The sequence below is a fragment of the Pseudomonas siliginis genome, from assembly GCF_019145195.1.
Taxonomy (GTDB): domain Bacteria; phylum Pseudomonadota; class Gammaproteobacteria; order Pseudomonadales; family Pseudomonadaceae; genus Aquipseudomonas; species Aquipseudomonas siliginis.
The window spans coordinates 303,176-324,371 of sequence record NZ_JAHSTW010000004.1 but is presented as its reverse complement, the minus strand read 5'-3'; the positions used below and the strand labels follow the sequence as shown (position 1 = coordinate 324,371).

At 61.3% G+C, this 21,196-nt stretch carries 23 protein-coding genes and 1 riboswitch; of the genes, 5 read left to right on the top strand and 18 right to left on the bottom strand.

Annotation, left to right across the window (positions count from 1 at the left end; genetic code table 11):
* Positions 1-268: 268 nt before the first annotated feature.
* Together KVG87_RS11110 and KVG87_RS11105 are read right to left on the bottom strand one after the other, a co-directional pair.
* Complete coding sequence (locus KVG87_RS11110) at positions 269-1,633, bottom strand: DNA recombination protein RmuC (protein ID WP_163012219.1); 1,365 nt, start codon at positions 1,631-1,633, stop codon at positions 269-271.
* A gap of 175 nt (positions 1,634-1,808) precedes the next feature.
* Complete coding sequence (locus KVG87_RS11105) at positions 1,809-2,132, bottom strand: SEL1-like repeat protein (protein WP_217850707.1); 324 nt, start codon at positions 2,130-2,132, stop codon at positions 1,809-1,811.
* Between the two features lie 911 nt (positions 2,133-3,043).
* Here KVG87_RS11105 and KVG87_RS11100 point away from each other — a divergent pair.
* From KVG87_RS11100 to KVG87_RS11090, 3 genes are all read left to right on the top strand, one after another.
* Positions 3,044-3,268, top strand: a complete 225-nt coding sequence (locus KVG87_RS11100; protein WP_016773719.1) for a hypothetical protein — start codon at positions 3,044-3,046, stop codon at positions 3,266-3,268.
* A 271-nt stretch (positions 3,269-3,539) separates the two neighbouring features.
* Complete coding sequence (locus tag KVG87_RS11095) at positions 3,540-4,022, top strand: hypothetical protein (protein WP_024012180.1); 483 nt, start codon at positions 3,540-3,542, stop codon at positions 4,020-4,022.
* A 146-nt stretch (positions 4,023-4,168) separates the two neighbouring features.
* Positions 4,169-5,440, top strand: coding sequence for an OmpP1/FadL family transporter (locus tag KVG87_RS11090; RefSeq protein WP_217850706.1), 1,272 nt, complete (start codon positions 4,169-4,171; stop codon positions 5,438-5,440).
* Positions 5,441-5,650: 210 nt separating this feature from the next.
* On the opposite strand, the gene KVG87_RS11085 is transcribed toward KVG87_RS11090, so the two are convergent.
* The 14 genes from KVG87_RS11085 to cobO all read right to left on the bottom strand — a co-directional run bounded on the left by KVG87_RS11085 (position 5,651) and on the right by cobO (position 17,191).
* Positions 5,651-6,211: a glutathione peroxidase gene (locus KVG87_RS11085; RefSeq protein ID WP_217850705.1), complete on the bottom strand. Its 561-nt coding sequence runs from the start codon at positions 6,209-6,211 to the stop codon at positions 5,651-5,653.
* 54 nt (positions 6,212-6,265) lie between these two features.
* The gene (locus tag KVG87_RS26030) at positions 6,266-6,388 is read right to left on the bottom strand and encodes a hypothetical protein (RefSeq protein ID WP_264082214.1); all 123 of its coding nucleotides are present in this window, start codon (positions 6,386-6,388) and stop codon (positions 6,266-6,268) included.
* Positions 6,385-7,593 (bottom strand): MFS transporter, encoded by a 1,209-nt coding sequence (locus tag KVG87_RS11080; RefSeq protein ID WP_217850704.1) that lies wholly within the window; start codon positions 7,591-7,593, stop codon positions 6,385-6,387. Before KVG87_RS11080 ends, KVG87_RS26030 begins: the two co-directional genes overlap by 4 nt.
* A gap of 52 nt (positions 7,594-7,645) precedes the next feature.
* Entirely contained in the window at positions 7,646-8,050 is a 405-nt protein-coding gene (locus KVG87_RS11075; protein ID WP_016773714.1) for a MarR family winged helix-turn-helix transcriptional regulator, read from the bottom strand.
* Between the two features lie 175 nt (positions 8,051-8,225).
* The gene (locus KVG87_RS11070; RefSeq protein WP_217850702.1) at positions 8,226-8,948 is read right to left on the bottom strand and encodes an adenosylcobinamide-GDP ribazoletransferase; all 723 of its coding nucleotides are present in this window, start codon (positions 8,946-8,948) and stop codon (positions 8,226-8,228) included.
* Between the two features lies 1 nt (position 8,949).
* Positions 8,950-9,525, bottom strand: coding sequence for an alpha-ribazole phosphatase family protein (gene cobC / locus KVG87_RS11065; RefSeq protein ID WP_217850701.1), 576 nt, complete (start codon positions 9,523-9,525; stop codon positions 8,950-8,952).
* Positions 9,522-10,577 carry a nicotinate-nucleotide--dimethylbenzimidazole phosphoribosyltransferase gene (cobT, locus tag KVG87_RS11060; protein ID WP_217850700.1) on the bottom strand — a complete coding sequence of 352 codons (1,056 nt, stop codon included), beginning with the start codon at positions 10,575-10,577 and terminating at the stop codon, positions 9,522-9,524. The genes cobC and cobT overlap by 4 nt, the downstream gene beginning before the upstream one ends.
* Positions 10,574-11,095: a bifunctional adenosylcobinamide kinase/adenosylcobinamide-phosphate guanylyltransferase gene (gene cobU, locus KVG87_RS11055; protein WP_137215945.1), complete on the bottom strand. Its 522-nt coding sequence runs from the start codon at positions 11,093-11,095 to the stop codon at positions 10,574-10,576. Before cobU ends, cobT begins: the two co-directional genes overlap by 4 nt.
* 120 nt (positions 11,096-11,215) lie before the next feature.
* Positions 11,216-12,667 carry a cobyric acid synthase gene (locus KVG87_RS11050; RefSeq protein ID WP_217850699.1) on the bottom strand — a complete coding sequence of 484 codons (1,452 nt, stop codon included), beginning with the start codon at positions 12,665-12,667 and terminating at the stop codon, positions 11,216-11,218.
* Positions 12,664-13,656, bottom strand: coding sequence for a threonine-phosphate decarboxylase CobD (gene cobD / locus KVG87_RS11045; RefSeq protein WP_024012171.1), 993 nt, complete (start codon positions 13,654-13,656; stop codon positions 12,664-12,666). Before cobD ends, KVG87_RS11050 begins: the two co-directional genes overlap by 4 nt.
* Positions 13,649-14,557 (bottom strand): adenosylcobinamide-phosphate synthase CbiB, encoded by a 909-nt coding sequence (gene cbiB, locus KVG87_RS11040; RefSeq protein ID WP_217850698.1) that lies wholly within the window; start codon positions 14,555-14,557, stop codon positions 13,649-13,651. The genes cobD and cbiB overlap by 8 nt, the downstream gene beginning before the upstream one ends.
* Complete coding sequence (gene bluB / locus KVG87_RS11035; RefSeq protein WP_217850697.1) at positions 14,554-15,204, bottom strand: 5,6-dimethylbenzimidazole synthase; 651 nt, start codon at positions 15,202-15,204, stop codon at positions 14,554-14,556. Before bluB ends, cbiB begins: the two co-directional genes overlap by 4 nt.
* The gene (locus KVG87_RS11030; protein ID WP_217850695.1) at positions 15,201-16,583 is read right to left on the bottom strand and encodes a cobyrinic acid a,c-diamide synthase CobB; all 1,383 of its coding nucleotides are present in this window, start codon (positions 16,581-16,583) and stop codon (positions 15,201-15,203) included. Before KVG87_RS11030 ends, bluB begins: the two co-directional genes overlap by 4 nt.
* Complete coding sequence (cobO, locus tag KVG87_RS11025) at positions 16,580-17,191, bottom strand: cob(I)yrinic acid a,c-diamide adenosyltransferase (RefSeq protein WP_217850693.1); 612 nt, start codon at positions 17,189-17,191, stop codon at positions 16,580-16,582. Before cobO ends, KVG87_RS11030 begins: the two co-directional genes overlap by 4 nt.
* A gap of 82 nt (positions 17,192-17,273) precedes the next feature.
* A riboswitch (cobalamin riboswitch) is annotated at positions 17,274-17,503 on the bottom strand.
* A gap of 161 nt (positions 17,504-17,664) precedes the next feature.
* On the opposite strand from cobO, the gene KVG87_RS11020 reads away from it, so the two are divergent.
* Positions 17,665-18,249 carry a hypothetical protein gene (locus tag KVG87_RS11020; RefSeq protein WP_217850691.1) on the top strand — a complete coding sequence of 195 codons (585 nt, stop codon included), beginning with the start codon at positions 17,665-17,667 and terminating at the stop codon, positions 18,247-18,249.
* A gap of 66 nt (positions 18,250-18,315) precedes the next feature.
* Positions 18,316-19,629 carry a PQQ-dependent sugar dehydrogenase gene (locus KVG87_RS11015; RefSeq protein ID WP_217850689.1) on the top strand — a complete coding sequence of 438 codons (1,314 nt, stop codon included), beginning with the start codon at positions 18,316-18,318 and terminating at the stop codon, positions 19,627-19,629.
* Positions 19,630-19,756: 127 nt separating this feature from the next.
* Here KVG87_RS11015 and KVG87_RS11010 read toward each other — a convergent pair whose 3' ends face one another.
* A complete protein-coding gene (locus KVG87_RS11010) occupies positions 19,757-20,293 on the bottom strand; it encodes a C40 family peptidase (RefSeq protein WP_041479547.1) in 537 nt (178 codons plus the stop codon).
* 215 nt (positions 20,294-20,508) lie between these two features.
* A complete protein-coding gene (locus KVG87_RS11005; RefSeq protein ID WP_016773699.1) occupies positions 20,509-21,126 on the bottom strand; it encodes a C40 family peptidase in 618 nt (205 codons plus the stop codon).
* Positions 21,127-21,196: the final 70 nt, after the last annotated feature.

Genomic DNA, 21,196 nt, shown 5'->3' with positions numbered 1-21,196 from the left:
AAAGCAGCGAAGCTGCCCCACTCAACAATGAGCGCAAGCTCGAGTGCTTTTGATCTTGATTCACCGGCGACGTCGGAAGGCTGAGCGGAGGGATCGATCCCGGAGCGAAGGGACCCGAGCTTGCGAGGGCCGAACGTAGGAGCAAGCGTTTTTTTGCTTACTTTTTTTAGGCGTTTGTAAAAAAAGTGAGTCGCCGTAAGGGCGAAACCGCCAGCCGCCATCACCGCAGCAACGGATATGCCCCCAAAATCAGCCCAAAAAACGACGCCTACTCAGGCAACTCAACCAACCCATCAACATCCGTCATCGCCCGCTCCAGCAAATCCGCCGGCAAGCTCTTGCTCGCCCGCGCACCGAGCAACTTCAACTGCTCACTGCGGCTGACCAGATTACCGCGCCCCTCTGTCAGCTTGTTGCGCGCTGAGCTGTAAGCCTTGTCCAGTTGCTGCAGACGATTGCCCACTTCGTCCAGATCCTGAATAAACAACACGAACTTGTCGTACAGCCAACCCGCCCGCTCGGCGATTTCCCGGGCGTTCTGGCTCTGGCGCTCCTGCTTCCACAAACTGTCGATCACCCGCAGCGTAGCCAACAGCGTAGTCGGACTGACGATCACGATATTGCGGTCGAAAGCATCCTGAAACAGCGAAGGCTCAGCCTGCAAGGCCGCAGAAAATGCCGCTTCGATCGGCACGAACAGCAAGACGAAATCGAGGCTGTGCAGGCCTTCCAGGCGCTTGTAATCCTTGCCGGCCAAACCTTTGACATGATTGCGCAGCGACAACACGTGCTGCTTGATCGCGATCTGCCCCAACGTGTCGTCATCAGCCGCAACATATTGTTGATAGGCCGTGAGGCTGACTTTCGAGTCGACCACGACTTGCTTGTCGCCGGGCAGGTAAATGATCACATCGGGCTGGAAGCGTTCACCGTCCGGGCCTTTGAGATTGACCTGGGTCTGGTATTCGCGGCCCTTCTCCAGACCTGCGTGTTCAAGAACGCGCTCGAGGATCAGTTCGCCCCAATTGCCCTGGGTTTTCTGGCCCTTGAGCGCGCGAGTCAAGTTGGTCGCTTCGTCGCTCAAACGCAGATTCAATGCCTGCAAACGCTCCAGCTCCTTGGCCAGCGAGAAGCGCTCGCGGGCTTCGGCCTGATAGCTTTCTTCCACGCGTTTTTCAAAGGACTGGATGCGTTCTTTCAACGGATCAAGCAACTGCCCGAGCCGCTGCTGGCTGGTTTCGGCAAAGCGCTGCTCACGCTCATCGAAGATCTTGCCGGCCAGCTCGGCGAATTGCGCACGCAACTCATCGCGCGAGCCTTGCAGGTCGTTGAGACGTTGTTGATGGCTTTCCTGTTGTTCGCGAAGTTCGGCACTCAGCGAGGCCGCGTGGGCGTCGAGGCGGCGTAACTCAGCATCCTTGTTGGCGCGTTCGAGGTTCCAGGCGTGAGAGGCGTCGCGGGCGTCATCGCGTTCGATCTGCAGCAATTCGACTTCGCGGCGCAGCGCGGCGAGGTCTGCCTGTTTGGCGGCGTTGGCCTGGCCAAGATCGGCGATTTCATCGCGGCTCGCTTCAAGCTGCGCGGTGAGGCCGTCCTGGGCCAGTTGCGCCATCGCCAGGCGCTCCTCAAGCAAGGCCAGATCGGCCTGGGCATTGCTGGCCCGGCGTTGCAGTTGCCAAGCCAGCGCCAGCAGCGGCACTCCTGCTGCCGCAAGACCGAGCAATATGCTGGTCAAGTCCATAGCCATAGCGACTCCTGCCAATCGGATAAAGCCTGAAGGTTAACCAAGGTGTCTGGGCTTGGACAGCTCAGTCTTCGATCAGACCGAGTTCCTGCTGTGCGCGACGGTCGCCGGCGCGGGCGGCCTGACGCAGCAGCTCCTGACCGATACGCCGGTCACGGGCATTGCCGCACTCACGGCAGATCAATTGGCCGAGACGACTTTGTGCAGCGACCACACCTTCACGGGCCGGTTGCTTGAGCAGGCGGCCCGCGAGGTGTTTGGCGCTGGGGCTGTCGCTCAGGCGCGGCGCATCGAGCAGCCACTCAGCCACACGCACGGAAAAACGCTTGGGAGCGGTAGCAGAGGTCGGATTGGAGGTAACAGAGTCTGATACTGAGCGAAACTTCATAAAGCACTGCGGGACAGATCGGAAGGCGCGCCACTTTACTCTCTTTTTCTTACAGGTAAAGTCGAAAAAAACCCGGCACGCCCGTCCTAGAGCAAGCGCTAGGGACAATCCACAGAAGCTGTGGATAAGTCAGTGGACAACCGCTCTACGATCCCCGCAAAGCCTTATGGAATGGGGCTCGCAGTCAAACTGACGATTTTTTCACCAACAAAAAAAGACGATATTTTTCATTGACTTAAACTTTTGATACAGGCAGCGGCTGGAGTCAGGATCGATGTGACAGTTGCGTTGCGCTCTGCGCAACTAATGTGCACAAGTACCTGTGAGCCGGTTATATGCGTGCGCTTTTTCGGGTCATTTTGCGCAGCTGCGAGCGACTGAAAGGCTCTGCGAAAAGCCTGCACGCCGACGGACGGTGCGACACGACCTTTCCCTGTGATCCTTTTTTTGGTCATGGGGTTTGCTTCGCCCGAACGGATCCGTTACTATCCGCGGCGTTAGTACCAAGCTGAAAGTCAATTCCGGTCGAACATCTCCCCACGGTCAACTTCCAACAGGAAGACACTGCCGAAAAAAGCGGGAACGACCCCTCGATGGTTTCCAGGTAAATCTTGCGACGACGCTGCCTTTGAAAGAAAACAAAGGGCGTTGCGAAGAACACTTACTCTGACCGAACCAACCTGCAAATTGATCAGGATCTTCACCCCGGGCCCAGAACCTTTGCCCTCGCTGTGATGCCTGTCCTCCTAAGTACCTACCTGCCAGCCCAAGCGCGCTCACTTATCAGCGCTTCAAACTGGCTGCTTTGTTCCAGTCGGGTTCTTCGTTCGATCAATGGTGATCAACGTTACTGGAACGTTTTAACGTTGCACGGTTCTTATCCGTGTCATTTGTAGGAACACCTAATAACTATGTCTACTCAAATCCAGACTCAGGATGCCATTCGCACCCTAACCAACGCTTTTGCTCCAATGAACTGCCTGATCATGGCCGCTCGCAAAGGCTGCTTCAGCTTCACCGTGGTCAATGAACACGGCATCGCTCGTCACAGCGAGCGTTTGTACCCCGATCAATACTCCAGCGCCGAACCGCTGCAGGCCGTGATCGAGCGTACCCGCCAGGCACTGGTTGCCTGAAAGCCGGACAGGCTGCAAAAGCAAAGCCCTGCTGAAAAGCGGGGCTTTTTATTGCCTGATATTTCACTTTTAGCGCTGCGCTTCTAAGCATGTTCCGATCTAACGCCCGGGATGCGATGACGGAAATATTTTAAAAACAGGCCTTTACACGCTGAATATGACACTACATTTCAACTCAAGCGGCTTGACCCGCTTGCGGCGAGCCTGAGTCGATCCACTGCTGCCAAGGCCCCTTCAGGACTCGCCCTCAACAACAAGAACCGAGGGTGTTATGGGTATCGCTGCCAGCGAACTGTGCCGCTATGTGATCCGTCCCACACTGATTTATCTGGGACGCCACTGCGCAACTGCCGAATCCCTGCTGCTGGGTATCGCCGCCAGCCAGTCCGCCCTCGGGTCTGCCCTGCATGACCGCCGTGGCCACGGCCTCTACCGGATTGCCGAGCATCGCCATCAGGCCCTCTGGGATGATTATCTGGCGCTCGATCCGGAGCGCGCCAGCCTGGTGCGCGGCCTGGCCAGTCAGCATGCGTTCCTCAGCGGCCCGCATCTGGAACTGACCGTCAACCTGCGTTACGCCACGGCCATCGCCTGGCTGCTGGTGGAAGAACAGAATCCCACCCTCCCCGCTCCGACCGACCTGCTCGGCATGGCACGTATTTGGCGCCAGACCTTTCAACCGCAAGGCCGTTTGCGCGACTTTACCTATGCCTGGCAAACCTGTGTTTCACCGCTGAATCAGGTCGCTTGCTGACCGGGCGGTTTCACAAGTTCTCGCATCAGGTCGCCATTTTGGTCGGATTGTCCTACAAAACCGCTCTAACTCAAGGCATACAGGCTATAGCGCTGGGACGAAAATGTTGGTAATTTTCGCCCCGGTGATCACCAGGAGTTCTAATAATGAAAAAAGTCATGCTCAAAACCACCCTTAGCCTCGCCGTTACCCTTGCCTCTACACAAATCTTCGCGGCAGGTTTTGCCCTCAACGAACAAAGCATCAGTGGGATGGGGACTGGTTTTGCCGGGCGATCTTCTTCTGCCGACGACGCAAGCACTGTTTATGGCAACCCGGCCGGCATGGCGCGCATCAAGCGCGAACAAGTCACCGGCGGCGTCGCCCTGGTCGACGCGCATACCGATATCAGCGATACCAGCTCCAGCCCTAATGGCGGCAGCAACAAGGGTGACATGGTGCCCCTCACTGCCGTACCGATGGGCTTCTATGTAAAACCGATCGATGATCACTGGGCATTCGGCCTCGGTGTGTACGTGCCGTTCGGCCTGATCACGGATTACGAAAACGGCTTCGCCGGTCGTTACTTCGGCAGCAAGTCCGAAGTGCAAGTCATCACTTTCCAGCCAACCGTCAGCTACGCCTTCAACGACAAGGTGTCGATCGGTTTCGGCCCGACCATCAACCGCATCGATGGCTCGCTGGAATCCAACCTGTCGATCTCTCAGGCTTTCCCGGATGGCAAGGTCAAGATCAAGGGTGACGACACCGCGCTGGGTTACAACGTCGGCTTGCTGGTCCAGGCCACCGACACTACCCGTGTGGGCCTGACCTATCACTCCAAGGTCGATTACAAGCTCGAAGGCAACACCAAGGTCAACTACAACGTGCTGGGCCTGACGGGTCTGGGCGCCAATCAGAAATATGACGCTTCGTTGAAGATCACCACGCCGGAATCCGTGGACCTGTCGGTCACCCAGGCAATCAACGATCGCTGGAATGTCTACGCTGGTACCACCTGGACCCGCTGGAGCCAACTGGAAAAGATCACCGTGAAGAACTCCGGCGTGCAGCCTCTGCTGGCCGGTCAGTTCGGTTCGATCAACGAAGACCAGAACTGGCATGACTCCTGGGCGTACGCCGTGGGTACCTCGTACCAGTTGAACAAGGAATGGGTCCTGCGTACCGGTCTGACCTTCGACCAGTCGCCAACCAATAACGAAGACCGCTCGCCACGTATCCCGACTGGCGACCGCACCATCTTCAGTATCGGTGCCGGCTGGAGCCCGACCGACGACCTGACCATCGACGTCGCGTACTCGTACCTGAAAGAAGAGTCGGTCAACATCCGCAACGAAAACGCGCGTGGCCAGACCTACGATGCCAAGTATGAAAACTCGGCAAACGGCTTCGGTGTCGGCGCGACTTACCGCTTCTGATGCACCGTGGCGAGGCTAACCCCTCGCCCACGAAAAAGCCCCGCTCTCTTTACAGAGGCGGGGCTTTTTCATGTCTGCAATTTTTCACTGGAACGACAAAATCACCATTGTGGGAGCGAGCCTGCTCGCGAAGGCGGTATGTCAGATGTTGATTTGCTGACTGACACACCGCTTCGCGAGCAGGCTCGCTCCCACAGGGAACAGCATGAATCAGGGCTTAAGCGGCTTGGAGGCAATGGCCTTTTCGATCGCCGCAATAAATTCCGGATCATCCGGTTTGGTCAAACTGGAAAAACTCGCCACGACCTTGCCCCGCCGGTCGACCACATACTTGTAGAAATTCCACTTCGGCGCATTGCTCTGCGCGGCCAGCACCTGGAACAGATGCGTGGCGTCGTCGCCGCGAACCTTCTGCGGCTCGGTCATGTTGAAGGTCACGCCATAATTGGCGTAGCAGACCTTGGCGGTTTCCGCGCTGTCCTTGGACTCCTGCTTGAAGTCATTCGACGGCACGCCGAGCATTTCCAGCCCCTGATCCTTATAGCGCTTGTTGAGCGCCTCAAGACCTTCGAACTGCGGGGCGAAACCGCAGAAGCTGGCGGTATTGACCACCACCAGCGGTTTGTCGGCGTACTGCTTGCACAGATCGATGGATTCCTTGGCGCGCAACTTGGGCAGCGAGCCTTGCAGCAGCTCAGGACAATCGGCGGCCTGGGCCAGGCCAGTCAACGCCATCAGCAACGCGGGAACAGCACACCAGCGCATCAACATGTCGAATTTCCTTGGGCAGTCATCAGGCTTCGACGTTACTCGCCACGCTGCCATCTAGCAAATGCTCATGCCCAACTGCATCAGCGCCAGACCGCCGCGTTGCCAGCCCCACCACACCAGCGCCAACAGCGCAGCAGCCAGTGCGGTCACGGCGAATCGCGTGAAGATCCGGCTCATGCTGCACTCGTCGCAGCTTGCAGGCGCGCCACCGGACGCTCGCGCACCGGCCAGTTCAGCGCCGCCGCGAGCAGGCTCAAGAGAACCGCCACTTGCCAGATCAAGTCATAACTCCCGGTTCGGTCGTACACCACCCCGCCCAGCCAGCCGCCAAGGAACGAGCCGAGCTGATGGAACAGAAAGACGATGCCACCGAGCATGGACAAATTGCGCACGCCGAACAAGGTCGCCACCGTACCGTTGGTCAACGGCACCGTCGACAGCCACAGGAAGCCCATGGCCATGCCGAACAGATACGCCGTGGTGGTCGTCACCGGCAACCACAGGAACAGCACGATCACCACTGCGCGCAACAGATACAGCGCAGTCAACAGACGCGGTTTGGACATGCGGCCACCGAGCCAGCCGGCGGTGTAAGTGCCGAAGATATTGAACAATCCGATCAACGCCAGCACCGTAGTGCCGACACTGGCGGGCAGATGCTGATCGACCAGATACGCTGGCAAGTGCACACCGATGAACACCACCTGAAACCCGCAGACAAAAAAGCCGAACGCCAGCAGCCAGAAACCGGAGTGCGAGCACGCCTCACGCAGCGCTTCGGAAAGAGTCTGTTCATGGCCAAGCACCGGCAGCGGCTTGTCCTTGAGCATGCTCACCAGCGGCACAATCATCGCCACCAACAGGCCCAACACCAACAGCGCCGCCGACCAGCCGAGCCAGCCGATCAAACCGAGCGTGCCCGGCAACATCGCAAACTGGCCGAACGAACCGGCGGCGCTGGCGATCCCCATGCCCATGCTGCGTTTCTCTGGCGGCACAGCGCGACCCACAACACCAAGAATGACCGAAAACGAAGTGCCCGAAAGACCGATACCGATCAGCAGGCCGGCACTCAGTGACAGAGTCACTGCCGAATCAGACAGGCCCATGCACACCAGGCCCGCCGCGTAGAGGATCCCACCGACCAGCACCACTTTCGCCGCGCCGAAGCGGTCAGCCAGCGCGCCGGTGAACGGCTGCGCCAGGCCCCAGATCAGGTTCTGCAGGGCGATGGCGAAGGCAAACACCTCGCGCCCCCAGCCGAACTGCGCGCTCATCGGCGACAGGAACAGACCGAACCCGTGGCGCACGCCCAATGACACCGCCAGGATCAGCGCACTCCCCAGCAACACCCAACCGCACGTACGCCACATCGATGTCATTGTTATTCTCCAGTCGCGGGTATATACCCGCTTGAGCGCGAAAAAACCGCCGTCAGGCCAGTTCGTCGAGCAGTTTGAGCAAGGTTTCGCGCTTCTCGGCACCGAGACGGTCGATCAGTCGCTGTTGCGCCGCTTCCCACGCCGGCAATGCTGCTGCCAAGCGCTGCACGCCGGTTTCGGTGAGGCGCACGATACGGTTGCGCATGTCCTCGCCTTCGGCAAGCGCCACCAGACCTTCGCCCTCCAGCACACGCAAATTACGCCCCAAGGTGCTGCGATCCAGGCCCATGGCCTCGGCCAGTTCGGAAATGCTCGGTTGCTCCAGCCGCTGCAGATTGCACAGCAGAGAATACTGGGCAACGTTGATCCCGAAGCCGTCGAGAGCGCCGTCGTAATGCCTGCTGACGCCACGCGCGGCGCGACGCAGGTTGGTGCACAAACACTGAGAAGGAAGCATGATGCGTGTATATACCCGCGAGTGTGTTAAATCAAGTTACAGATGAGTTTACTCTGAACATCATTGCTGCCGGTGAGGCCGCCTTCGCGAGCAAGCTCGCTCCCACAGGGGATTGCATTCCGAAGGTGGGAGCGAGCCTGCTCGCGAAGGGGCCGGCATCATCTACGCAAATCCTTCAGATCAAAGCGAGCCCCACCAACACCCCCATCTCCAGCAATTCCAGCAGCGCTCCCGCCGTGTCCCCGGTAGTCCCACCCAACCGCCGCATCATCAATCGCCGCAGCAAGACAAACCCGACCAGCGAAATCAGCACCGCGCCGATACCCGCGATCAACACGCAGCCCAGCGCACTCACCCCCAGCACCCACCACCCGGCCTTGCGCGGCAGATGATCGGCCAGCGCCTGACCCAAGCCGCCCGCACGCACATAAGGCGTAGTCAGAAACAACCCCAACAGCGCCGCTCGCCCGAGCACCGGAACGATGATCAGCGCCAGGGTATGCCCTTGCTCGATCAGCGCCAGCAGCGCGGCGAATTTCAGCAACAACACCAGCACCAGCGTGACGACCGCGATCGGCCCGCTGCGCGGATCTTTCATGATCGTCAGCGTACGTTCACGATCACCAAAACCGCCGAGCCAGGCATCAGCGCTGTCGGCCAGGCCATCGAGATGCAGCGCGCCGCTGAGCAATACCCACACGGTCAGCAACAGCGCCGCATGCAGCAACATCGGCGCGCTGGCCAACAACAGATTCAACGCATAGAGGATCAACCCGAACAGCAATCCCACCAGCGGATAAAACAGCAGCGAACGGCCAAGCTGTTGCGGCTCAGGCATGCCCGGCAGGCGAATCGGCAGGCTGCTGAGAAACTGCAAGGCGATCCACAGCGGAAACATCTCAGTGACCTTCCTTGAGCGCGCCGCTCGCCGCGACCGTCAGCGCAAACAGCGCGCCGTGGGCGACTTCGACATTGAGCAATTGTTCACGCGGCAGACCTCGTGCCTGCGCGAGCAACAAGCGCATCACCCCGCCGTGGCTGACCAACAGAATCCGTTCGCCGGCGTAAGCCGCCTGCAACCGCGCGACCGCCGCCAACACCCGTGAGGAAAACGCGCTGACCGGCTCGCCTTGCGGTGGCGTGAAGCCATAGGGATCAGCCCAGAACAGCCCCAGCGCTTCGGCGTCCGTTTCCATCAACGCCGCCGCGCTCTGCCCTTCCCACGCGCCGAAATGCAGCTCTTGCAGATCCTTGTCCAGATGCACGGACAGGTTCAATTGCTCACCGAGTTCGGCGGCGAAGCGCGCGCAGCGCTGCAATGGCGAACTGACAATGCGATCCCACGGCCCGCCTTCGACCACCGCAGCACGCATCTGCGTCCAGCCGTTTGCGGTCAGCGCATCGTCGAGGCTGCCGCGCAAGCCGCCGCCGAGTTCCGTTTCGCCGTGACGCAGCAGATCCAGACGCAGACTCATGCCGGGCGATCCGCGACAGCCGCTTCGGCGAACGTCGCCATTTGCCCGTGCAGGTCACAGGCCAGACGCAACAACGGCACCGCCAACGCTGCGCCACTGCCCTCGCCCAGACGCAGGCCGAGCTCGAGCAGCGGCTCGGCGCTCAAGGTTTCCAGCACATGACGATGGCCCGGCTCGGCACCGCGATGGCCGAACAACAGCCACTCGCGACAGGCCGGATTCAAGCGCACTGCGACCAGCGCGGCGACCGTGCAGATAAAGCCGTCAACCAGCACCGCAATGCCTTCCTGCGCGCAGGCCAGATAAGCGCCGACCAACGCGGCAACCTCGAACCCGCCGAGATTGAACAGCGTCTGCAAGGCATCGCCACGCTGTGCGGCATGCAGCGCCAGAGCGCGTTCGATGACGTGCGCCTTGTGGCTGACGCCAGCGGCATTCAGCCCGGTGCCGGGACCGGTCAGGTGCGCCACCGGGCAATCGAGCAAGGCACAGGCCAGCGCACTGGCCGCCGTGGTATTGCCGATGCCCATCTCGCCGCCGATGAACAACTGGGTGCCGGCGGCTTTCGCGCGCAAGACACTGTCGCGACCGGCCTGCAAAGCCGATTCGCCCTGCGCCTGAGTCATCGCTGCGCCCTGAGCGAAGTTCGCCGTTCCCGCGCCGATGTTCAGATGGCGCACGCCGGGCAGATTCAGCGCCGGATTCACCGTGCCCAGATCGACCACTTCCAGCTGCGCGCCGAGCTGACGCGCCAGCACGCTGATCGCCGCGCCGCCGCTGACAAAGTTGAGCAGCATCTGCCCGGTGACTTCCTGCGGATAAGCCGATACACCCTCGGCTACCACGCCATGGTCGCCAGCGAAAATCGCGATCCAGACTTGATCCAGCGTTGGCTTGAGCTGACCTTGCAGACCGGCCAGTTGCACGGCCACCGATTCAAGGCGCCCCAGCGAACCGGCCGGTTTGGTCAGTTGCTGCTGGCGCTCGGTCGCTTGCGCGATGATGTCCGAGTTCACGGTTTTGCACGGGTTCAGCCACCAGGTCGGGCTCATAACGCAGGTCCTTTCAAAGTCAGGGGCAGGCCGGCGACGGTCAGGACAACTCGCTGACAGCGCTCGGCCAGAGCTTGATGCAGCCAACCGGCTTCATCGACATAGCGGCGGGTCAATTCGCCCAGCGGCACGACACCCATTCCGGTCTCGTTGCTGACAAAAATGATTTCGCCCGGCAACGACGCCAGGCAATCGAGCAAGGCTTCACGCTCGGCGGCGAGACGTTCGGCGTCGTCGAGCATCAGCAGATTGGTCAGCCACAGCGTCAGGCAATCGACCAGCAGGCAGCGCTCGGCGCCAGCGGATTCGCGCAGCACGCGGGCCAGCTCCAGTGGCTCTTCGATCAACGCCCATTGCGCCGGGCGGCGTGCGCGGTGATGGGCGACGCGTTGATTCATTTCGCCGTCCAGCGGTTGGCTGGTGGCGATGTAGGTGACCGCCAGATGGCTGTCGCTGGCGAGTTTTTCCGCTAGACGACTCTTGCCGGAGCGGGCGCCGCCGAGGATCAGTTGGAGCATGGGTTCATCCAAAAATGTGTGGTGAGACAACCGGCCCCTTCGCGAGCAGGCTCGCTCCCACCGTTGATCGCATTTCCCTGTGGGAGCGAGCCTGCTCGCGAAGAGGCCAGCCCGGACAACTCAAATCCCACAGAGCTGACGCAACAAATCGGTATCCAGATGCTTCTCCACCAGATCCGCTAATCGTTCGATATCCCGCTCGCGCAAGCCGTGGTAATCGACCTCTTGCACATCACTCAAGCCCGCCCAGCGCAACAACGCCGCACTCGCCTCGGGGGATTCGAACAAGCCGTGGAGATAGGTGCCGAACACCTGGCCATCGGCACTTTGCGCACCATCGCATCGACCGTCGTCCAGATGCACCGCCGGGTTTTCCAGCGCCGCCCCGCTGGTTACGCCAGCATGTATTTCGTAACCGCTGACTGCGGCGTTTTCCAACGCCAGCCGCCCGCGCACGTTGCGCAATTGCTTCTCGGCTTCGAGTTGCGTTTCGAACGCCAGCAGCCCCAGACCGGCGCTGGAGCCGGCAGCGCCTTCCAGCCCAAGCGGATCGTGCACCTGCTCACCCAGCATCTGCAGACCGCCGCAAATCCCCAGCACCTTGCCGCCGTAGCGCAGATGCCGATTGATTGCCGCGTCCCAACCATTGGCGCGCAGATAAGCCAGATCACTGCGCACGCTTTTCGAGCCCGGCAGGATGATCAGATCGGCGGCGGGAATTGCCTGGCCCGGGCCAACAAATTGCAGATCCACCTGCGGATGCAGACGCAGCGGGTCAAAGTCGGTGTGATTGCTGATGCGCGGCAGCACCGGCACCACAACTTTCAACACCTGCTCGGCCTTGTCGGTCTGGCGTTGGTCGATGCCGTCCTCGGCTTCAAGGTGCAGATCCATCACGTACGGCAACACGCCGACCACCGGTTTGCCAGTGCGCTGCTCCAGCCAGTCGAGGCCCGGTTGCAACAAGGCGATATCGCCGCGAAAGCGGTTGATGATGAAGCCTTTGACCCGCGCCTGTTCGCTCGGCGAGAGCAATTCCAGGGTACCGACCAAATGCGCAAACACGCCGCCGCGATTGATGTCGGCGATCAGCAAAACCGGGCAATCCACCGCCTCGGCAAAGCCCATGTTGGCAATGTCGCCGGCGCGCAGATTGATCTCCGCCGGCGAACCGGCGCCTTCGACCATTACCAGCGGATACGCAGCGCTGAGTCGCTCGTGCGAGGCGAGCACCGCTTGCATCGCGATGGCCTTGTAATCGTGATAGGCGACGGCGTTCATCGTCGTCACCGCGCGGCCATGAATGATCACCTGCGCGCCGGTGTCGCTGTTGGGCTTGAGCAGCACCGGGTTCATGTCGGTGTGGGGTTCGAGAAAGGCCGCTTGCGCCTGCACTGCCTGCGCGCGGCCGATCTCGCCGCCGTCAGCGGTGACTGCGCTGTTGAGCGCCATGTTCTGCGGCTTGAACGGCACCACCGCCACGCCCTGGCGGGTGGCCCAGCGGCACAACGCCGTCACCAGCGTGCTTTTGCCGGCATCGGACGTGGTGCCTTGCACCATCAGAGTGGTCATGGGTGGTCCTTGGTGAAAGCTTGCAAAGCTTGTTCGAGACGCAGCTCTTGCGCGGCATCGGCCGGCAGGCCGAAACGCACACTGCTGTTGTGGCTGAACAGGCGCAGGAGGATGCCGCGCCGGGCGAGGAATTCGTGCAGCGCTTCGGCGTGCTCGGTGATCAGCCACTGAAACAGCGCGCAGCCACCCTGCGGTGCAAAACCGCAACGGGTCAGCAGCGCCGCCAGCCGTTCGCTCGCTTCATCGCTGCGAATCCGCTGACGGGTATGGCCCTCGGTGTCTTGCAGGCACGCCGTACCGAGTACCCGCGTCGGCCCGCTCACCGCCCACGGCCCGACCTGTTCGGCGAGCAGTTTGAGCAACTTGCGTTCGGCCAGAACGAAACCGAGGCGCACCCCGGCCAGGCCGAAAAACTTGCCGAACGAACGCAACACCACCAGCCCGACCTGATGCGCATAGGGCGCGAGGCTCAGTTGCGGCGTGTTGTCCATGAACGCTTCATCGACCACCAGCCAGCCGCCGCGTTGCGCCAGCCGCGCATGCCAGTCGAGCAGGCGTGCCGGGGTCAGGCTGAGGCCGGTCGGATTGTTCGGATTGACTACCACCAGCACATCGAGACTGTCGAGAAAGAATTCGACCTCCTGCTCGAGCACTTCACGGACGATGTAACCGCTGCGCCGCCAGGCTTCGGCATGCTCGGCATAGCACGGCGACAACACGCCGACCTTGCCGGCCCGGCGCAGACGCGGCAGCAACTGGATGGCCATTTGCGAGCCGGCCACCGGTAACACCTGCGCGGCGCCGTAGTAATCGCAGGCGGCCTGTTCCAGACCGTCGTCGGTTTCCGGCAAGCGCGCCCAGGCGCGCAGCGGGATCTCCGGGATCGGGAACGGCCACGGCGCGAGGCCGCTGGACAGGTCGAGCCAGTCGGCCTCGGCAATCCCGTAATCGAGTGCAGCCTTGCGCAACCGGCCACCGTGCTCAAGCATAAAATTCCGCCCCCAAGCAAAGCATCAGCAGCCATAACCATACGCCGCGCTGGACCAATTGCCAGCCACGGTCAATGGAATCGGCATCCGCCGGCGCACCTTCGCCCAGTTGCGGGCGCTCATGCAGTTCGCCGTGATAGATCGCCGGGCCACCCAACTCGACGCCCAGCGCACCGGCACCAGCCGCCATCACCGGGCCGGCGTTGGGGCTGTCCCACTGCGGCGCCTGGGTGCGCCAGCATTTGAGCGCGAGGCGGGTTTTGCCGAGCAGCGCGTAGGTCAACGCCACCAGACGCGCAGGAATATAGTTCAACACGTCGTCGATTTTCGCCGCCGCCCAGCCGAAACGCTCGAAGCGTTCGTTGCGATAACCCCACATCGCATCGAGGGTATTGCTCAAGCGATACAGGACCACGCCCGGCGCTCCGGCAACGACAAACCAGAACAGCGCAGCGAACACTGCATCGCTGCCGTTCTCCAATACCGATTCGGTGGCGGCACGGGCCACGGCGTTGCTGTCCAGTTCATTGGTCTGGCGGCTGACCAGATAACCGACGCGCTTGCGTGCCTCGTCCAGATCATCGGCGCGCAACGCAGCCGCGACCGGTGCGACATGTTCGCCGAGGCTGCGCATGCCGAGGGCGCAATACAACGCGAGAATCTCGACAATCCAGCCGACATAGGGCGCCCAGGAGAATGCTGTGGCGAGCAGAGTCAGCGGCAGTACCGCGAGCACCCACGCGGTCACGCCATGGCTGCGCCAGCCACGACCGCCGGCGTTGAAGCGTTGCTCGATGCGCCCGGCAAAATTGCCGAACGCCACCAGCGGATGCCAGCGTTTCGGTTCACCGAGCAGCGCATCCAGCGCTACCGCGGCGACACTCAGCAACGCCACACTCATTGATTCACTCCCCAATAATTTTCGTACAGCAACTCGTTCAGCGGCCGCGCCTGCGCCCAGCCTTCGAGCACCAGCATCGGCGCCGGATAGAACTCCTTGACCGGCCCCAGACACAACACCGCCAGCGGTTTCGCACCGGCCGGCAACTTGAGCAAATCCGCCAGTGCCTGCGGTTCGAACAGCGAGACCCAGCCCATGCCCAAGCCCTCGGCACGGGAGGCCAGCCACAGATTCTGGATCGCGCAGGACAACGAGGCCATGTCCATTTCCGGCAACGTGCGCCGACCGAAGATGTGTTTTTCGCGATCGTCCATCAGCGCCGCAACCAGCACTTCAGCACAGTCATTGATGCCTTCGACCTTGAGTTGCATGAACTCGTCGCTGCGCTCGCCAAGGGCTTCGGCGGTGCGGATGCGCTCTTCTTCCACCAGATCGCGGATCTGCCCGCGCAGCGCACGATCGCTGATGCGGATGAAGCGCCACGGCTGCATCAGGCCGACGCTTGGGGCCTGGTGAGCGGCTTCAAGCAGACGACGCAGCAACTGCGGCTCGACGCTGCCGCCGGTGAAGTGGCGCATGTCGCGGCGCTCGGCGATGGCCTTGTAGACCGCTGCGCGTTCGGCTTCGGAGAAGGTGTTGTCGGTCATGGCCCTTTCGCGAGCAGGCTCGCTCCCACAGAGTTCAGGTCATCCATTGTGGGAGCGAACCTGCTCGCCAAGGCGGCCTCACTATCTGGCGCAAACAATGCGGCAATCGCAGCCGGATTCGACGGGAAATAAAAGTGCACATATGACGCCGTCATCCGCCCCTCGCGATAAACCGCCTCGGCCCCACGCCCGCCATTGGGACTCAGCCCACGGGCAATCGGCGTCAGCTCTGTGGTGGTCAGGGAATGATGATAGGTATGCCCACGCAACTCCCCTTCCGGCAATTCAACCGCCTGCAACGCCAGCGCCGCGAGACGCTTCTGCATCACTGCATCGCCCTTGAGCAAACCGACCAGCTCAGCACGGGTGCCTTCCACGTCAGTCAGCGAATCAAGCAGATAAAGCATGCCGCCACATTCAGCGAGCAACGGCTTGCCCGCCGCGTGGTGCGCGCGGATCGCCGCCAGCATTGAGGCGTTTTGCGCCAGCGCGACGTGATGCAACTCTGGATAGCCGCCCGGCAGATACAGGCTGTCCGCCTCGGGCAATTGCGTGTCGCGGATCGGCGAGAAAAACTGCAGTTCGGCGCCCATCGCCCGCAGCAGATCGAGACTGGCGCCATAGGTGAAGGCAAAGGCTTCATCGCGGGCGATGGCGATGCGCACACCTTTTAATAGAGGCTCGGCGGCGATGAGGTCAGGCGCGGCGAATTCAACGGCCGGTGGCAGCGCGACCTGGCAACTGCTGGCGAGCGCATCGGCGGCCGCGTCGAGGCGCAGATCCAGATCATTCAATTCGCTGGCCTGAACCAGGCCGAGGTGGCGGCTCGGCAATTCGATGCCGGTCTCGCGGGACAGCGCACCGTACCAGCGCAGACCTTCGGTGAGGCTGCCTTCGAGCAATTGCGCATGGCGCAAGGTGCCGACGCGGTTGGCCAGCACGCCAGCGAACGGCAAGTCCGGCTGATACTTCGCCAGGCCCAGCGCCAAGGCGCCAAAGGTCTGCGCCATGGCGGTGCCGTCGATCACGCCGAGCACCGGCACACCGAAGTGGCGCGCCAGATCAGCGCTGGACGGCGCGCCGTCGAACAGGCCCATCACGCCCTCGATCAGAATCAGATCGGCTTCGGCGGCGGCTTCCCACAACAGGCGGCGACTTTCCTGCTCGCCGACCATCCACATGTCCAGTTGATACACCGGCGCACCGCTGGCGCGCTCGAGGATCATCGGGTCGAGAAAGTCCGGCCCGCACTTGAACACGCGCACCTTGCGCCCCTGATTGCGATGCAAACGGGCGAGTGCAGCGGTGACGGTGGTCTTGCCCTGACCGGAGGCCGGAGCGGCGATCAACACCGCCGGGCAGTGACGTGGTGGCTTCAAAGTTCGACGCCTTTCTGCGCTTTGATCCCGGCCTGGAAGGCGTGCTTGAGCATGCCCATCTCGGTGACCGTGTCGCCCATCTCGATCATTTCCGGCTTCGCGCCGCGACCGGTGACCACCACGTGTTGCATCGGCGGGCGCGCTTGCAAATCGCTGAGCACCTGATCGAGATCGAGGTAGCCGTGCTTGAGGGCGATGTTCAATTCATCGAGCACCACCAGACCGATCAAAGGGTCGCGCAACAACTCGCGCGAGACTTCCCAAGCGGCGGTCGCAGCGGCGATGTCGCGCTGACGATCCTGGGTTTCCCAGGTGAAGCCTTCGCCCATGACGTGGAAACGCACCTGCTCGGGGAAGCGGCGGAAAAACAATTCTTCGCCAGTGCTGTTGCGGCCCTTGATGAACTGCACCACGCCGCACTGCATGCCGTGGCCCATCGCGCGGGCGAGCATGCCGAACGCCGAGCTGCTCTTGCCTTTGCCGTTGCCGGTCAGCACCAGCACCAGGCCGCACTCGTCGGGAGAGTTGGCGATGCGTTCGTCGATCACGGCTTTCTTGCGCTGCATGCGCGCCAGATGGCGTTCGTCACGCTCGGGGGAATCAGTCATGGGGGAGCTCTCCGTTGAGGCTGGATAACGGCGGGCAGGCACAAGAATAGACGGCAAAAAGCCTGGCATCGCCCACCGTGATGCCGCTGAGATGGATCAGGCCGGTCTCCGGGCTCATGAGCGGCGTTTCGCCGGACTGCGCGCCTTCCCGCTTCTTTCGAGGCAGTGGCTCAAGGCGCAGTTTTCACTCATTTACCGTTGCGGGGGCAGCGCCGGGATCGTCGTGGCTTCGCTTGAAGACCACCCTCACCGGCTTCCCTGTTTCACTCTGTCGACGCGGGGCCACAGAGCACCTGAAACAAGCGGCGAAGGTTAGAGGGTTGGGGGTGGAGCGTCAATTGAAGAGGCGCTTTGCGCGCGAATAACTGCCGCTGATCCATTGTGCAGCGGCAATCTTGTGCCAGACTGCGACAAGTGATATCAAAGAGCCATGCTCTTTTCGAAAGCCCACTACAACAATAAGGATGACGACGATGCAAGGCATGATTATCAGCAACCCGCGCCTGGAATTTCTGCGCCCGGTGCTGGAACGCTGGTTTGACTGTATCGATCGCTACAACACCGTTCGCGGCGACAACGACACGCCATATTGGCACGACGAGAAAGCCAATCTCGGCCTGCTCGCGGCAGCGGCGTGGATGGCTGAAATGGTCACGCTGAACGACACGGCCACGCGCAAACAGAACGAAGAAGGCGAACGCAATGCTCGCGCAGATCTGCTGATTGCCGGCGCCGAAGACCGCGCGTTCATTCAGGCCACGCAACGCTGGCCACGAGTCAACAACCTCAACCTGACCCAGGCACTGCTCGACGTCACCGCTGATGCCAAGCGCATCAGTTACGCCAGCGATCTCAAGCTCGGCTGCCTCTTTGTTGCTCCGCAAAAAGCCCAGCACAGCGCCAGCCCTGAAGAACTGCAGGACATGGTCGACGACCTGCAAAAGGAACACACCTGCGCCGTGGCCTGGTATTTCCCCTACGCCTATCGCAAATTGCACAGCGACACGGGCAACTATCATCCGGGCATCGCCGTGCTGTTCAAGGAAGCCCGCGGTTGAGCAGTTGAACCATCGGGCCTGCGCCCTCCTCTATGTTTAGGAATGCATTCATAGGGAAGATCAGCAATGCGCAAGGCCCAACTCGCTCTTATCATCGCCGTCGCTGGCGGGCTCGCCGCCTGCGGTGAAACCTCCAGCCTGCAAGTCTCCGACGGCACCGGTCCGTCACCGAAACTGCCCGAACCGAACAAGACGCTGATCCCGACAGTGAACATCGCTCCGGCGGTGGGCTGGCCGGAAGGCACGAAACCGACCGCAGCGGCCGGCACCCAGGTCGCCGCGTTTGCCGAAGGCCTCGATCACCCGCGTTGGCTCTACGTGCTGCCCAACGGCGATGTGCTGGTGGCGGAAACCAATGCGCCGCCCAAGCCCGATGACAGCAAAGGCATTCGTGGCTGGGTGATGAAGAAAGTCATGGGCAAGGCCGGTGCCGGCGTACCCAGCCCCAACCGCATCACCCTGTTGCGTGATGCCGACCACGATGGCGTCGCAGAAACCCGCACGGTATTTCTGCAGAACCTCAACTCGCCATTCGGCATGACGCTGGTTGGCAACGATTTGTACGTAGCCGACACCGACCGCCTGCTGCGCTTCAACTACGAGCCGGGCGCCACCGAGATCAAGACCCAACCGATCAAAGTCGTCGACTTGCCCGGCGGCACGCTGAATCACCACTGGACCAAAAACGTCATCGCCAGCAAGGACGGCAACAAGCTCTACGTCACCGTCGGCTCGAACAGTAACGTCGGCGAAAACGGTCTGGATCAGGAAGAAGGCCGCGCGGCGATCTGGGAAGTCGATCGCGCGACCGGCAATCATCGGATCTTCGCTTCGGGCATTCGCAACCCCAACGGCCTCGCCTGGGAACCTACCAGCGGCGCATTGTGGACAGCGGTCAACGAGCGTGACGAAATCGGCAGCGATCTGGTGCCGGACTACATAACCTCGGTCAAGGACGGCGGCTTCTATGGCTGGCCATTCAGCTATTACGGGCAACACGTCGATGTGCGGGTCAAACCGCAGAATCCTGATCTGGTGGCCAAGGCCATCGCTCCGGATTACGCGGTCGGTCCGCACACCGCTTCGCTGGGCCTGACCTTCGCCGAGGGCAACAGCCTGCCGGCGCAATTCAAGGAAGGCGCATTCATTGGCCAGCACGGCTCGTGGAACCGCAAACCGCACAGCGGCTACAAGGTGATTTTCGTGCCGTTCACTGGCGGCAAACCGACCGGGCAGCCGGTGGATGTGCTGACCGGTTTCCTCGACAAGGACGAGAATGCGCTGGGCCGCCCTGTGGGCGTGGTGATTGATCAGCAAGGTGGCTTGCTGGTGGCGGATGATGTGGGGAACAAGGTGTGGCGCGTTTCTGCCAGCAAGTAAGTTAAGCGCGAAGCAAAAAATGTGGGAGCGAGCCTGCTCGCGAAAGCGGTTTATCAATCAGATTATTGTCGACTGACACTCCGCCTTCGCGAGCAGGCTCGCTCCCACAATTAGTTATGCATACGCGCTAGGGGTTATGCGCCAGCTGCCCCGGTTGCAACACCCGCTTGGCGCTCAGATACGCCTTCTGCCAATAGGCCTTCGACAAGCTATCGAGCTTGACCGTGCCGCCAGTGGCCGGCGCATGCACGAAGCGCCCCTCACCGACATAAATCCCCGCGTGACTGACCTGCGAGCCGCCATTGGTGGCGAAGAAAATCAGGTCGCCGGTCTGCAAGCCTTCCTTGCCGACATTCGGCGCCTGCATGACGATCATCTCGCGGGTCGAGCGTGGCAGCGAAATTCCCGCCGCGTCGCGGTAGACGAAACCGATCAGACCACTGCAATCGAAACCGGAATCTGGCGTGTTGCCGCCCCAGCGATACGGCGTGCCGACCAGGCCGAGGGCACGGAACAGTACGTCTTCAGCAACGGGGGAAAAAGCCTGGGAGGGAGCGAACACGATCGGCGCGCGAACCACGGGGGCTGGCGGCGGTGTGCGGCTGGCGCAGGCGCTGAGCAGCGCGGCGCAAAGGATCAAGGTGAGGCGGGCCGACATCGTCATAAGCAGAACATCCTGATCTGGCTGCGGCTTTCTCTGCCGAATGGACAGAAACAAAACCGCCTGCGTCATCACGCAGGCGGTTTGCCATCAATATAGATTCAGGATTCTAGCGGCTACGCGGCAAACTTCAAGTAAGACTTTAACTTCACCTTGTAAAGTTTAGGTCTACTCCGTTGCCGTGCCGTTTTGTCGCCGCGAACGCAGCGACATGCAGGTTACTTGCGAGCGGTGACCACGGTCGGCGCCATGGCGAGTGCACGCTTGGCTTCGATGAAAGTCTTGCTCCAGTAGCTGTCACCCAGGCTGTCGATGCGCACACCGCCGCTGCGACGACTGCTGGAGTGAATGAACTGGTTGTCACCCAGGTAGATGCCGGCGTGACTGACACGACCGCGACGACCATTGGTGGCGAAGAACAGCAGATCACCCGGCTCAAGGTTGCTGCGCGAAACCAGCGGCGCATCAACGTTGATCATTTCGCGAGTGGAGCGCGGCAGGTTCATGCCCGCCTCTTCGCGGAACAGGTAACCGATGAAACCGCTGCAATCGAAGCCGGCTTCAGAGGTACCGCCGAAACGGTAACGGGTACCGATCAGGGACATGCCGCGTTCGAGGATGCTGTCAGCCAGTACAGGAAGCTGATAAGGCTTGCTGCCGTTGAACTGGTTGAGTTCTTTTTCGGTGTCCAGCTCTTCCTGATAAATAACGGAGGACTGGGCGGTAGCAGAATTCTTGACCTGTTGCGGCGGCTCTTGAACCGGAGAATGAGCAGCACAACCGAATAACAGGGTAACGAGTGCGAGAGGCACGAGGGGTGCGAAGCGCTTTAGCATGGGCACGACCGTGGCTGATAGTTGTAAAGAAGCCGAGACTATGCCCGCTATCGTCCTCATTTGCAAATTC

Bases quoted from the DNA above. Each gene is read 5' to 3' on its own strand.
- cbiB (WP_217850698.1), bottom strand. From the start codon at position 14,557: ATGAGTGTGGCGTTGCTGAGTGTCGCCGCGGTAGCGCTGGATGCGCTG.
- bluB (WP_217850697.1), bottom strand. From the start codon at position 15,204: ATGACCGACAACACCTTCTCCGAAGCCGAACGCGCAGCGGTCTACAAG.
- KVG87_RS11015 (WP_217850689.1), top strand. From the start codon at position 18,316: ATGCGCAAGGCCCAACTCGCTCTTATCATCGCCGTCGCTGGCGGGCTC.
- cobU (WP_137215945.1), bottom strand. From the start codon at position 11,095: ATGCTCCAACTGATCCTCGGCGGCGCCCGCTCCGGCAAGAGTCGTCTA.
- cobD (WP_024012171.1), bottom strand. From the start codon at position 13,656: ATGCTTGAGCACGGTGGCCGGTTGCGCAAGGCTGCACTCGATTACGGG.
- KVG87_RS11070 (WP_217850702.1), bottom strand. From the start codon at position 8,948: ATGTTTCCGCTGTGGATCGCCTTGCAGTTTCTCAGCAGCCTGCCGATT.
- KVG87_RS11050 (WP_217850699.1), bottom strand. From the start codon at position 12,667: ATGACCACTCTGATGGTGCAAGGCACCACGTCCGATGCCGGCAAAAGC.
- cobC (WP_217850701.1), bottom strand. From the start codon at position 9,525: ATGAGTCTGCGTCTGGATCTGCTGCGTCACGGCGAAACGGAACTCGGC.
- KVG87_RS11090 (WP_217850706.1), top strand. From the start codon at position 4,169: ATGAAAAAAGTCATGCTCAAAACCACCCTTAGCCTCGCCGTTACCCTT.
- KVG87_RS11010 (WP_041479547.1), bottom strand. From the start codon at position 20,293: ATGACGATGTCGGCCCGCCTCACCTTGATCCTTTGCGCCGCGCTGCTC.
- KVG87_RS11100 (WP_016773719.1), top strand. From the start codon at position 3,044: ATGTCTACTCAAATCCAGACTCAGGATGCCATTCGCACCCTAACCAAC.
- KVG87_RS11095 (WP_024012180.1), top strand. From the start codon at position 3,540: ATGGGTATCGCTGCCAGCGAACTGTGCCGCTATGTGATCCGTCCCACA.
- cobT (WP_217850700.1), bottom strand. From the start codon at position 10,577: ATGAGCCCGACCTGGTGGCTGAACCCGTGCAAAACCGTGAACTCGGAC.
- KVG87_RS11005 (WP_016773699.1), bottom strand. From the start codon at position 21,126: ATGCTAAAGCGCTTCGCACCCCTCGTGCCTCTCGCACTCGTTACCCTG.
- KVG87_RS11105 (WP_217850707.1), bottom strand. From the start codon at position 2,132: ATGAAGTTTCGCTCAGTATCAGACTCTGTTACCTCCAATCCGACCTCT.
- KVG87_RS11020 (WP_217850691.1), top strand. From the start codon at position 17,665: ATGCAAGGCATGATTATCAGCAACCCGCGCCTGGAATTTCTGCGCCCG.
- KVG87_RS11075 (WP_016773714.1), bottom strand. From the start codon at position 8,050: ATGCTTCCTTCTCAGTGTTTGTGCACCAACCTGCGTCGCGCCGCGCGT.
- KVG87_RS26030 (WP_264082214.1), bottom strand. From the start codon at position 6,388: ATGAGCCGGATCTTCACGCGATTCGCCGTGACCGCACTGGCTGCTGCG.
- cobO (WP_217850693.1), bottom strand. From the start codon at position 17,191: ATGACTGATTCCCCCGAGCGTGACGAACGCCATCTGGCGCGCATGCAG.
- KVG87_RS11080 (WP_217850704.1), bottom strand. From the start codon at position 7,593: ATGACATCGATGTGGCGTACGTGCGGTTGGGTGTTGCTGGGGAGTGCG.
- KVG87_RS11085 (WP_217850705.1), bottom strand. From the start codon at position 6,211: ATGTTGATGCGCTGGTGTGCTGTTCCCGCGTTGCTGATGGCGTTGACT.